12 protein-coding genes are annotated in these 12,840 nt (G+C 35.8%); 1 reads left to right on the forward strand and 11 read right to left on the reverse strand.

Annotated elements, in window-relative coordinates; all coding sequences use genetic code 11:
- Window positions 1-22: 22 nt before the first annotated feature.
- The 5 genes from ACEPXD_RS11810 to ACEPXD_RS11830 all read right to left on the reverse strand — a co-directional run bounded on the left by ACEPXD_RS11810 (window position 23) and on the right by ACEPXD_RS11830 (window position 6,241).
- Window positions 23-535, reverse strand: a complete 513-nt coding sequence (locus ACEPXD_RS11810; RefSeq protein ID WP_151700444.1) for an adenine phosphoribosyltransferase — start codon at window positions 533-535, stop codon at window positions 23-25.
- Window positions 526-2,880: a single-stranded-DNA-specific exonuclease RecJ gene (gene recJ, locus ACEPXD_RS11815; protein ID WP_391116158.1), complete on the reverse strand. Its 2,355-nt coding sequence runs from the start codon at window positions 2,878-2,880 to the stop codon at window positions 526-528. The genes ACEPXD_RS11810 and recJ overlap by 10 nt, the downstream gene beginning before the upstream one ends.
- 91 nt (window positions 2,881-2,971) lie before the next feature.
- On the reverse strand, window positions 2,972-3,322 hold the full coding sequence (locus tag ACEPXD_RS11820; protein ID WP_391116159.1) for a lipopolysaccharide assembly LapA domain-containing protein: 351 nt from the start codon (window positions 3,320-3,322) through the stop codon (window positions 2,972-2,974).
- Window positions 3,323-3,420: 98 nt separating this feature from the next.
- Window positions 3,421-5,694: a protein translocase subunit SecDF gene (gene secDF / locus ACEPXD_RS11825; RefSeq protein ID WP_391116160.1), complete on the reverse strand. Its 2,274-nt coding sequence runs from the start codon at window positions 5,692-5,694 to the stop codon at window positions 3,421-3,423.
- Window positions 5,695-5,926: 232 nt separating this feature from the next.
- A complete protein-coding gene (locus ACEPXD_RS11830; protein WP_391116161.1) occupies window positions 5,927-6,241 on the reverse strand; it encodes a post-transcriptional regulator in 315 nt (104 codons plus the stop codon).
- 92 nt (window positions 6,242-6,333) lie between these two features.
- Between ACEPXD_RS11830 and ACEPXD_RS11835 the strand changes: the two genes are divergently transcribed.
- Entirely contained in the window at window positions 6,334-7,860 is a 1,527-nt protein-coding gene (locus ACEPXD_RS11835) for an oligosaccharide flippase family protein (protein WP_391116162.1), read from the forward strand.
- On the opposite strand, the gene ACEPXD_RS11840 is transcribed toward ACEPXD_RS11835, so the two are convergent.
- The 6 genes from ACEPXD_RS11840 to ruvA form a co-directional block, all read right to left on the reverse strand.
- Entirely contained in the window at window positions 7,844-8,482 is a 639-nt protein-coding gene (locus ACEPXD_RS11840) for a DUF421 domain-containing protein (RefSeq protein WP_391116163.1), read from the reverse strand. The two genes, ACEPXD_RS11835 and ACEPXD_RS11840, sit on opposite strands and share 17 nt — an antisense overlap.
- Before the next feature lie 70 nt (window positions 8,483-8,552).
- Window positions 8,553-8,813, reverse strand: coding sequence for a preprotein translocase subunit YajC (yajC, locus tag ACEPXD_RS11845; protein WP_151700451.1), 261 nt, complete (start codon window positions 8,811-8,813; stop codon window positions 8,553-8,555).
- A 43-nt stretch (window positions 8,814-8,856) separates the two neighbouring features.
- Window positions 8,857-9,996 (reverse strand): tRNA guanosine(34) transglycosylase Tgt, encoded by a 1,140-nt coding sequence (tgt, locus tag ACEPXD_RS11850; RefSeq protein WP_151700452.1) that lies wholly within the window; start codon window positions 9,994-9,996, stop codon window positions 8,857-8,859.
- Window positions 9,997-11,037, reverse strand: coding sequence for a tRNA preQ1(34) S-adenosylmethionine ribosyltransferase-isomerase QueA (queA, locus tag ACEPXD_RS11855; protein WP_391116164.1), 1,041 nt, complete (start codon window positions 11,035-11,037; stop codon window positions 9,997-9,999).
- Window positions 11,038-11,051: 14 nt separating this feature from the next.
- On the reverse strand, window positions 11,052-12,065 hold the full coding sequence (gene ruvB / locus ACEPXD_RS11860) for a Holliday junction branch migration DNA helicase RuvB (RefSeq protein WP_391116165.1): 1,014 nt from the start codon (window positions 12,063-12,065) through the stop codon (window positions 11,052-11,054).
- A gap of 69 nt (window positions 12,066-12,134) precedes the next feature.
- Window positions 12,135-12,755: a Holliday junction branch migration protein RuvA gene (gene ruvA, locus ACEPXD_RS11865; protein ID WP_391116166.1), complete on the reverse strand. Its 621-nt coding sequence runs from the start codon at window positions 12,753-12,755 to the stop codon at window positions 12,135-12,137.
- Window positions 12,756-12,840: the final 85 nt, after the last annotated feature.

A 12,840-nucleotide genomic window follows, 5' to 3' on the forward strand; every position in this document is an offset into this window, starting at 1 on the left:
TCTCATCCGCCTGGTTCGATATTTAGTATTGCATTAAAGTGCAAATATCGTAGTTACCTAATTTGTTTCTACCATCAAGGTATGTTAACTCGATTAAAAAAGCACAACCTACTACAACTCCACCTAGTTCTTCCACTAGCTTAATAGTTGCTTCTATTGTTCCACCAGTTGCAAGTAAATCATCCACGATTAATACCTTTTGCCCTGGTTTAACTGCGTCTTTATGCATAGTCAAAACATCTTTACCATATTCTAAACCATATTCAGCACGAATGACTTCTCGAGGAAGTTTGCCTTCTTTTCGTACAGGAGCAAAACCAACTCCAAGTGCGTACGAAACCGGACATCCAATAATGAATCCGCGCGCTTCTGGTCCTACAATAATATCAGCATTTACTTTTTTCGCATACTCTACAATTTGGTCTGTTGCATATTTATATGCTTCGCCATTATCCATAATTGTTGTAATATCCTTAAAACTAATACCCGGTTTTGGCCAATCTTCGACAGTTGTTACATATTGCTTTAAATCCATACTTGCTCCTCCTCAGGAACGGTTTGTACTGCTTTTCGCTCTTCAAACCATTGTTTCAGCTCCATATACGGGGCGTATAATAGCTTTTGTTCAAGTTCTATCTTTTTCGCTCTTTGTTTATAGGCTGGTGCTTCTGATAAATCTGTTTTAGCCAGATAATCGTTCAATACCAACATCCCATTGTCTATTCTAACAAAATTAAGTTCAAAAAACACCTTTGACATAAAATTAATTGTATTTTGACTCCAACCAGTTTGTTTGGACAACTCATGAATATGTTGCTTTAATGCAAATGTTTTGCGTTTCGCTAAAAAAGAAAAATACCATTTGAATTGATCTCTAGACGGAATGCCTTCAAAATAAGTAGAATCCACCGCGTAAAAATGTGCATAGATTCTTGACCAATCATGGTATTCCAGTAGTTTATTCAATTCAGATTCATCCGCAGGCAAATCTAGTATTATTACATAATCAGATGTTATTTGCTGTTCAATCAAATCCTTATGTTGCCAAATCTTCTCTTGAATAAGTGTGGCGAAATGAGAAATTGTTGTTTCATTAAAGGCAACAAATATACTTTTTTCACGTGAAATCATGGGAAGCCAGCGATTTACTTGACGAATTCCCCGAATATCGAATAGTTGCCAATCATTTGTTTTGACATCTTGAATCATTAGTTGAGGTTTTTTAAGACCATTCCATTCATTAATCTGTAAATCCCCTATAAACGAAAGTTTTGCTGTTGGTGAAATTTCATCTGCTAATTCACCCTTTCCAAAACCAATTGCATCTAACACAATTGAGCCCTGTTTAAGCTCCATCTTCACATGATTTTGCGCAGAACCAATTTTTCGAACAGATGCAACTTCTACTTCTTCAATGCAATAAACCGGTTTTGCAAAGTCCATTCCAAATGGAGCCAGTTTTTGTAAAGATTCAATAGCTTCTGTTGTAACTTCATGCATTTCAAGTGGCACGTCAATTAAAACAACAGGTATTAACTGATCATCTGTCAAACATTCTTTCGCTTGAGTTTGTAATCTATTTTTAAATTCCTCTAAATTCTCAAGAGGAAAAGTCATCCCTGCCGCCATGGGATGCCCACCAAAATGAGGAACAATATCCCCATTTTTCGCAAGTTCCTTATACATATGGAATCCTTCTATACTTCTAGCAGATCCCTTTGCAATCTGTTTTTCTTCATCGATTCCTAAAACAATTGCCGGTCGATAATACTTTTCTACAAGTTTCGAAGCTACAATACCTAGTACACCTGGATTCCAATCCTTTTTACCAACCACAATAACAATTGGTCCACCTAAGGTATTCTCTTTCTCAATCATTGCTACAGCTTCATCTGTAATTTGTTTAACAATTGCTTGACGTTCTTTATTCTTCTCATTCAACATGTTAGCGATCGATAATGCATTCGTTTGTTCGTCTGTTAAAAATAATTCTACTCCTGGGGATGCTTCCCCTAATCTTCCAACCGCATTTATACGAGGCCCAAACATAAATCCGATGGACTCTTCACTTATGGTTGAAACTTCCACCCCACTAACATTCGCCAGTGCTTCTATTGCTAAAGAATTTGCTCGCTTCATTTGTTTTATACCTTTTTGAACAAAATAACGATTTTCATCGGTTAATGAAACTAAATCCGCAATAGTACCTATAGCAACTAAATAATACAATTCTGTCGGAATTTCTCCAGTTAGTGCATGTGCTACTTTAAATGCCACACCTACTCCAGCTAAATACGGAAATGGGTAAGTAGTTCCCTTCAGTCCTGGATGAATAATAATATCTGCTTCCGGAAGTTCTTCTCCTGGTTCGTGATGATCAGTAACAATGACGTCCATCCCAAGACTTTTTGCAAATTGAATTTGTTTGAGTCCAGAAATCCCGTTATCGACAGTAATTATTAATTTAACCCCTTCGTCAAATGCCTCTTGAAATAAGCGCTCGCTCGGTCCATAGCCATCAATAAATCGATTGGGAATTTTAAAAATTACGTCTGCACCCAATGATAGAAGTGTTTTCATCATTACTGTAGTGCTCGTAATTCCATCAGCGTCATAGTCCCCATATACCATAATTCTTTCTTGCTGGTCGATGGCTCTATGGACACGTTCTACTAATTGATCCATCCCATTCAGTAGAAATGGGTTATGTATATTTTCTTCCGTTAAGTGTAAAAAACTATTTGCTTCCTGTACTGTCTGAAAGCCTCTTGAAACTAATACTTTTGCGCATACTCGAGGTATAGATAGTTCTTTTTCAAAAGTAGAAACGAGTTTATCATCTGGTCTCGAAATAGACCATCTTTTCTTTGATTGAATCATTTTTTCACTTCCTCAAACTTTATTATACTACAAGAAATGATATAGCTTGATGGAAAAAAAACCTTTTGACATTTGCCAAAAGGTTTTCTGATTAAATCGTCTTATTTTCGTCTTTTACAATAACTAAATCTCCAGCACCACTAATACGATTTTCTTGCTGTGCATCTAATTCAGTTTGAAGTACTCCGATAGATGCCTCTCTCTTTCCTAGCTCTTTTTCTAAATTTTTTACTTTACGTGAAAGAAAAAATGAGCGATATATTGCAACAGAACCACTAAGCAGAGCTCCTAATAGTGCAGAGCCTAAAATGACCAAGATCAGCGGCCACTCTGCTGTTCCAAATACATAATCCACAGGAACTGCACCTACGTTATAAACAGCAAATAATGCAATCATCAGAGCGAATAATAAACCAAATAATAATGACCATTGAAATTTCACTTCAGCACCTCTTTCTAATTTCCATAAAAAAATGGAACAGAATATATACATGATATACCCTGTTCCATCCATTTAGCAAACAAATTGGAAACTAACTATTAGACTACTGGCTCATCAGAACCCCATTTTTTCTCTTCTTTTTTCACTTCAATTCCACCAGTTTTACGTAACTCTTTCACTTTTAGATCAAACCATATTTGAGCTGCGATAAAGATAGAAGAATACGTACCAGCAATTAAACCAATTAATAAAGCGATCGAGAAGTTTCGAATACCTTCTGCACCAAATATTAGAAGTGCTACGGTTACTAAAATCACGGTTAACACGGTATTCACAGAACGACCAAGTGTTTGTCTTAAAGACTTATTAACAATCGTCGCAAGTTCTTCTTCTGTTGTAATCTTTTTGCTACGATGTAAATTTTCACGAATACGGTCAAATGTAACAATTGTATCATTTATCGAGTAACCGACAATCGTTAAGACAGCTGCGATAAATGTTATATCTACTTCTAATCGTAAAATACTGAAAATAGATACCATTAAAAATGCATCATGAAGTAATGAAACAATTGAAGCAAATCCCATTCTCCATTCAAAACGGAATGCCACGTAAATTACGATACCTAAAGCTGCAATAAGGAGAGCGTATATTGCATTTTTTGCAAGCTCTTTACCTACCGTAGGAGATACGCTACTAACATTTGGATCTATTCCGAACTGTTGAGTCATTTCCGTTTTTAGTGTCTTTATTTCAGCTTGTGTAAAGTCTTCTTTATAACGAATGACCGCTACATTACTATTATCTCCAGAAAGGACAATATCTTCAGAAGGTAAGCCAATTTTCGCAATTTTTTCAGCTACAAACTCTTTCGTTAATGATTCTGTTGATTGAAGTTCTACTCGTGTTCCTTTCGAGAAATCAATTCCTAAGTTTAGGTTAATTGTACTCAACAGAATAATTCCTGCAATTGTTAAAACAATGGATAGAGTATAGAATATCTTACGATTATGAACAAAATCTATACGATCAAATTTTGTAGTTAAGTCTAACGTATCAACTTCTTCTTCAGGAGAATGAATGCGTTTTTTAGGAATACCAAACCAGCCAGGCTTATTATCAAAATAACCACTGTTTACAAGTAACCCTAATAATATTCTCGAAGCCCATACAGCTGTTATGAAAACGACTAAAATACTAATAATTAATAACGTTGCAAACCCTTTTACAGAGCTTGTACCAAAGAAGAATAACACTCCAGCAGCTAATAGTGTTGTAATATTTGCATCAAAAATAGCTGTGAATGCTTCTTTTGCTCCGGTATCAAATGCTTTTTTAACGGATTTACCAACTCGTAATTCTTCCCTTATTCGCTCATAGGTCAGGATATTAGCATCCACCGCCATCCCAACACCGAGCACGATTGCTGCGATACCTGGAAGTGTTAACACGCCATTAATCCAATCAAATACTACAAGGATTAAGAAAATGTAAACAATTAACGAAATCACAGCAACTAAACCAGGCAAGCGATAGTAGAAAAGCATGAAAATAAAGATCGCTGCAATACCTATAATACCTGCGAATATTGTACTACTTAATGCTTGAGATCCAAATTGCGCTCCTACAGATGTTGAATATATTTCATCCAAATGAACAGGTAATGCACCCGCATTTAAGATACTTGCTAAGTTTTTAGTTTCTTCAACAGTGAATGAACCAGAAATTTCTACACTGTCTGAACTAATTCTTTGTGATACCCTTGGCGCGGAAATAAATTTAGGCTTTGATTTTAAAATCTCTGCCGCGTATGAATCTCCATCTTGATAATCTAACCAAATAGCTAAAACATTATTTGGAGCAGGTTTTGCAGCTAGTTCAGAAGTAACCTCCGCAAACTTGTTAGCGTCCTTTAATTTTAGTGTTACAACTGGTTGTCCCTGTTGATTAAAAGCATCTTTTGCTCCACCTTGTTTTAAATCATTCCCATCCAGCATAATATTATCATCTGAATCACGGAAAGTAAGATTTGCTTCGGTAGATAGTAACTCGCGTGCTGTGTTTTGATCTTCTACACCAGCAAGTTGAACCCGAATACGATTTCCACCTTCAATTTGAATGCTCGGTTCATTTACACCTAATGCGTTAATACGGTTATTTAGAGCAGCTGCCGTATCTGTTACAACTTTTTCTGTAATTTTTTGGTCTTCTTTACCTGCCAAAGGCTTCACTTGATAAAGAACTTCAAATCCACCTTGTAAATCTAAACCAAGTTTAATGTTATTTAAAACACCTGCAACAGTAGGACTGATTGTCCCTGCAAAAATAACGATGAGTAACAAAAACGCTACTATGCGTCCTCTAGCTTTCATATGTATATTTCCTCCTAATAAGCTTCAAAAGTCAATTCAAATCGCCAAATAAATAATAGTTTTTGAGAAAGTAGTTTTTCCACCACCACTTTAAACTGATATTATACTTCGATTGGATGTCAGCTGGAGCTAAACAATTACTAAATAATTATGTGTATATTTTCTAAAGCTACAAAAAACGCAACATATTTATTATGAAACACGATGCGCTCAGTGTCAAATAACGAATTACTCATTCAGCTTCTTTTTTGGGATTTAATAATAATTGCAATTCTTCTTGATTGATATCTGAGAACCAGTTCGACGTTTTCGAGTTTTCGATTTGTTCAAACGTCATAAACTCTGCTGGAGATATAGAAAGTATATCGTTCACAATATGGTGAAGGGGTATTTCTGGTACAATTTTCTTTTTCCATTTTTTCGTAATACAAAAATTCCATATATCTTGCTCAGAAACTTTTTTATATCGATAGACTTCGAACTCACTTTTCTTACTTTCTAAAGCAGGTAGTACATGTAAATAAATTTCCTCGTAAGTGATTTTCAAAATACCGCACCCCATCTAAAGAATAATGTACCAACTAGTAAGCATATTGTTATTGTAAACGATGTTCCTGTATTTGAGAAGGAAGTGTTTAGATGTCTACTTTTTTAAGAGGATCCATTTTGTTAATGTTCGCCATCTTTTTATCCAAATTTTTAGGTTTTATTTACCGCATGCAGTTTGTCCGATTAACAGGAGAAGAAGCTTACGGCATTTATATGACTGCTTATCCTGCTTTCATTTTCTTTTTGTCACTTATTCAGCTTGGAATTCCGATAGCAATGTCCAAAATTATTGCTGAACTAAGAACAAGAAATGCAGTTTCAAGCTATTTCTCCGTCATGCGAACATCTGTCATTGTCACTGTTATATCTATTCTAGCATTTACTCCTATTTTCCTTTATGTCACTCCATTTATTTCTGAAAATTTATTGAAGAATGATGCCATTACAATGACACTCTATGTCACCATCGCTATAGTACCAATAGCTGCTGCTGGCGGAATCTTAAAAGGTTTCTTTCAAGGAATTGCACGTATAGAAGAGACGGCAGTTTCCCAACTGATGGAACAAATAATACGAATTCTACTTATTAGTTTTTTATTACCTCTTCTACTTCACTCTGCTTCCCCTAAAGAAGCAGCGGCTTATGCAATGGGTATGTCTTTACTTGGAGAGATTGCGTCTTTACTTTATTTGAGATGGAAGTATGTAAAATGGAAAGCGAAGCAAGCTATTAGAAAAGCTTCAACCGCTTATCCACTTTCTCCACTTTTATCTATTGCTCTCCCATCTTCAGGTAGTAAATTATTTGGATCTTTTACATGGTTTTTAGAGCCCATTATTTTCATCAAAGCTCTAGCAATAACTGGTATTACAAGTGTTGCCGCAACGACCCTATATGGAGTTATATCGGGTGTTTTAGTACCATTACTACTCTTTCCGTCTTTTATTCCATATGCACTGTCTGTCGTATTAATCCCAGCTGTAAGCGATGCTTTTGCAAGAAGAAACAATTCGCTTTTAAAAGAAAGAATTCATCTATCCTTAAAATTCTCTACCTTAACAGGCTGTTATGCTGCTACATTATTCTATTTACACGGTGGAGAACTTGTTTCTGCCCTGTTTCATGTAGAAAATGCTACAACTTATATGAAAATTTTGTCACCTATTTTTTTCTTTTATTATATCCAGAGTCCATTGTTCTCTATTTTACAAGCATTAAATAATTCTAAAGCAGCATTTTTGAACTCTCTATATGGTGGAGTAGGTAAATTATTGTTACTATTTTTTCTTGCTTCTCAAGCATCTATTCAAGAAAAGGGAGCAATTGTTGCGATTGGTTTTGGTGTATTAATCACTTCATTTTTACATATTGCTTCGTTAAAACTGAAAAAAGAAGCACAAATTGGCTTCTCCTTTTTTGCTCTTCCATATATTATATTCTTACTCACCATTATTTCACGGCCATTGTTCTTTTCTATTGGAGAACATTCGTTAATTGTGGATTGTTTATTTACATTGCTTTATTTAACGGTTGGATTAGTTTTATTCGGACAAATAAAAAGAAAGGAAGTCAATGTCATACTACAAATTCTACGTACATCTAAAAAGAAGTTTTAAGTTGAATATATAAAGAATCATTCTCATAACTGCAATAAAACACCTTCTTTTCATCGTCTATGTACTGTGCTTGTAATTGTTCCATTAACCACTTTTCGTCTTTACCAATTCTTTGAAGGTGATTTTTTTGAATTTCACCGTCTAAAATAAGTGGAAAAACAAATTGTTCACTGTCTTTTTTGAAGATAGACAAATTGCCAGACGGTTCTAAAAATGCATAGTTAACAGATTGAATAGATCCTATTTGTTGTTCTCTTAGCTGTTGTAGTAAGTCATCTAAATTATAACGCTGTTTTCTCATTTCTTTTTCATTAATGATACCATCTTTCACAATGATGGATGGTTTGCTTTCCATCACATCCCGGAATTTTTTATTTTTCAATGAAATATAAGAAACAGTAATTTGAATTATTAACAAAATAATCATTGGTAAAACTGCATGAAAAAAATTACTTTTAGGATCATCCAAAGCAAAGGCACCAACTTCGGCAATTAGCAAAAAAACGACCAAGTCAAAAATACTCAGTTCTCCTACTTCTCTTTTACCCATTAAACGAAGAATAACCAATATTAACCAATATAATATAAAAGTACGTATAATAATGATGAGAATATCGTTCATCCTATCACCTCGTAATTACTGTACCCAATAAAAAAGAACTTACTCATTAATCCTGAGTAAGTTCTTTTTATTATTCCGAGATAACTCGTCCAACTGCAACTCGTTCAAATTGTAAACGAGTTCCATCTGCTACTACTACAAAAATAGTTTTATCATCTACTGCATCTACCTTCGCGTGTAAGCCACCAACTGTAATAATTTGGTCTCCACGTTTAAGATCATTTTGCATTCGTGATGTATTTTTTTGTCGCTTTTGTGCTGGACGAATGATGAAAAACCACATCACAGCGAACATTGCAACAATCGGCAATAAGCCTGTTAAACTTCCCATATATTTTATCCCCTCCTTTTTCTCTATTTACAGTATACAAGAATCAGAAATTTTTTGCATTTGGTTTATTATAACCATACTCTTCAAAAAACTCTTCTTTGAAATCAAGCAAGCGATCTTCACGAATTGCTTGACGCACATTTTTCATTAAATTCATTAAGAAATGAAGATTATGGAAAGATGCTAAGCGTAATCCAAAAGTTTCATCCGCTTTAAATAAATGGCGAAGATATGCTCTGGAATAGTTTTGACAAGTATAACAATCACACTTTTCATCGATTGGTCCAAAGTCGCGCGCATATGCTGCTCCTTTAATAACTAAACGACCTTTTGACGTGAAAAATGTACCATTACGTGCTATACGAGTAGGCAACACACAGTCAAACATGTCTATCCCTCGAATAGAGCCGTCAATTAAAGAATCAGGTGACCCGACTCCCATTAAGTATCTCGGCTTATTTTCGGGCATCATAGGAGCCGTAAAATCAAGTACACGATTCATCACATCTTTTGGTTCTCCTACTGAAAGACCTCCAATTGCATAACCCGGAAAATCCAATGATACTAAATCTTTTGCAGATTGTCGACGTAATTCTTCGTATTCTCCTCCTTGAATGATCCCAAACAGCCCTTGCTTGTCTGTATTTGTATGTGCTGTTAAACAACGTTCAGCCCAGCGAGATGTCCGTTCTACAGACGCTTTCATGTATTCAAATGTTGCAGGGTACGGGGGACATTCATCAAAAGCCATCATAATATCCGAGCCCAAGGCATTTTGAATTTCCATTGATTTTTCAGGACTTAAAAATAATTTATCTCCATTTAAATGATTTCGGAAGTGAACACCTTCTTCTTCAATTTTGCGCATATCACTTAAACTGAATACTTGAAATCCACCAGAATCCGTTAAAATGGCACGATCCCAATTCATAAATTTATGCAATCCGCCTGCTTCGCGAATAATATCATGCCCTGGACGTAACCATAAATGATATGTGTTGCTTAATATTATCCCAGCGTCCATCCCTTTAATCTCTTCTGGAGCCATGGTTTTCACGGTAGCTTGTGTACCTACCGGCATAAACGTAGGTGTCTCAAAAGAACCATGTGGCGTGTGTACTATCCCTAGACGAGCTCCTGTTTGTTTATCTTTTTTGATTAATTCATACGTAATAGCTGTCATTTAATAGTTCCTTCCTTTTATCAACATCGCATCACCGAAACTGAAAAAGCGGTAACGCATGTCAATTGCTTCGTTGTATGCATTTAATATAAAATCTCTTGAAGTAAGCGCACTCACTAACATAACTAGTGTAGATTTTGGTAAGTGAAAGTTAGTAATCATCCCATCAATACATTTAAATTCATATCCTGGATAAATGAAGATGGATGTCCAACCACTGTCTTCTTCTATCTTGCCTTCAAATTTGGAGGCAACTGTTTCCAAAGTTCTTGTGGAGGTAGTCCCTACAGCAACAACTTTTCCACCAGCTTGTTTCACTTCATTTATCGTCTGTGCAGTTTGTTTAGAAACACGATAAAACTCTGAATGCATTTCGTGATCATCAATCGAATCGACACTAACTGGTCGGAATGTGCCTAGCCCAACATGAAGCGTCACAAAAGCTATTTTAACACCCTTTGCTTGAATTTCATCTAAAAGTGATTTTGTAAAATGAAGTCCTGCAGTTGGCGCAGCAGCTGAACCTTGTTCTTTTGCATAAACCGTTTGGTAGCGGTCTTTATCTTCCAACTTTTCGTGAATATAAGGTGGAAGGGGCATTTCACCAAGCTGATCTAACACTTCGAAAAACAAACCTTTATACTCCATTCGGAATATTCGTCCGCCGTGATCTTTTAGTTCTGTACAAACTGCGGTTAATAGACCATCGCCAAATGTAATTTTTGTTCCTATTTTTACACGCTTCGCAGGTTTCACTAGCGTTTCCCAATGATCGCCTTCTATTTGCGTTAACAAGAGAACTTCTACATGTGCCCCAGTCTCTTCTTTTATGCCCATTAAACGAGCTGGCATTACCTTCGTGTCATTTAATACTAGACAATCCCCTGCATTTAATTCACCGAGAATAGCAGAAAAAGTTTCATGTTTAGTTAAATTGTTTGGATAATCCGCTATTAGCAGTTTACTGCTTGTCCGGTCAAGAAGCGGGGTTTGTGCAATTAACTCTTCTGGTAAATCAAAATCAAAATCTTCTACTTTCATATAGCTTACTTCCTTTACAAGTTATCTTTTTCAATTGGTAACGGAAATCCTAAGTGTTCATAAGCGAGCGACGATACAACTCTTCCCCTTGGAGATCGTTGGATAAAACCAATTTGCATTAAATAAGGCTCATACACATCTTCAATGGTTGTAGATTCTTCCCCGATGCTTGCTGCTATCGTGTCTAGACCAACAGGGCCACCTCTGAAACGTTCAATCATAGCTGTGATCAGTTTATGGTCAATATGATCCAAGCCTCTTGGGTCGACTTGCAAAAGTTCTAATGCTTCCCTGGCAATATCCAATGAGATATGTCCATTCCCTCGAACTTGTGCATAATCTCTCACACGCTTAAGCAAACGATTTGCAATACGTGGAGTTCCTCTTGCACGTCTCGCAATTTCTCCAGCAGATTCATAATCGATCGAAGCATTAAATAACTCTGCACTTCTGACAACAATCGAAGTTAGAGCCTCTTCATCATAAAAATCGAGTCTTAATAGCACGCCAAAACGATCTCTAAGTGGAGCTGATAACGCGCCTGCTCGTGTAGTGGCACCGATTAATGTAAAAGGCGGCAAGTCCAATCGAACACTGCGAGCAGATGGGCCTTTTCCAACAACAATATCTAAACAAAAATCTTCCATGGCAGGATAGAGTACTTCTTCAATCGAGCGATTTAACCGATGAATTTCATCTATAAATAAAACATCTCCAGGTTCAAGCGAACTAACAATAGCAGCTAAGTCTCCTGGTCGTTCAATTGCAGGACCACTCGTCATCCGTATTTGGACATTCATTTCATTTGCAATAACAGCTGCAAGTGTTGTTTTACCAAGTCCAGGAGGTCCATATAATAGACAGTGATCTAAACTTTCACTTCTCATTTTGGCAGCTTCGATGAAAATTTCTAAATTATTTTTTATCTTATCTTGCCCAATGTATTGTGATAATAATTGAGGACGAAGCGATTGCTCAAATGGCTCATCAAAATTAGAAACTTCACTTGATATTACACGATCTGTCATTTCTAGAACCTCCTTACTTACTTACTTACTTACTTACTTACTTACTTACTTACTTACTTACTTACTTACTTACTTACCCGAAAATAATAATTGAAGTGCTTTTTTGATGAAATCATCTGTTGTTTGCAGAGATTCATTTCCTTTTAACAATGGACGAATTTTCGTCAATTCACGCTCTGAATAACCTAAAGCAGTTAATGCAAGCATCGCCTCTTCTAACTCATGATTTGCGTGATTTGAGTCAAATAATGTAGGTTCGTCTTGTGTAAAATCGAATTGTTCCACATCTATTAAATCATTTAATTTCCCTTTTAAGTCTAATATCATTTGTCGAGCAGTCTTTTTCCCAACTCCAGGAAATTTCACTAAAAAAGATTCATCTTCACGTTCTATTGCTTGAATAACATGATTTGGTTCGCCACTCGTTAAAATTGCTAAAGCACCTTTTGGACCAATGCCAGAAACAAGAATAAGCTTTCTAAATAACTCTCTTTGAGAAAGATCTAAAAAACCCATTAGTTGCTGTGTGTCTTCCCTTACATGAAAATGTGTATACACTTGAATCACTTCTTCACTTTTTCGAAAAGCAAATGGATTTGGTGTAAAAAGTTGATATCCAATTCCTTGTTGTTCTATTACCACATACTCAGGTGTAACACGGGTCACCTGACCTTTTATGTAATCATACATTCTATGTATCCCTCACAATCGTCAGACCTATTATAACATAATAGTATAGACAACAAGAAAGAAGGTCGCTCTTTAAATGAGCGAC

The sequence above is a fragment of the Psychrobacillus sp. L3 genome (genome assembly GCF_042945595.1).
Lineage (GTDB): Bacteria > Bacillota > Bacilli > Bacillales_A > Planococcaceae > Psychrobacillus.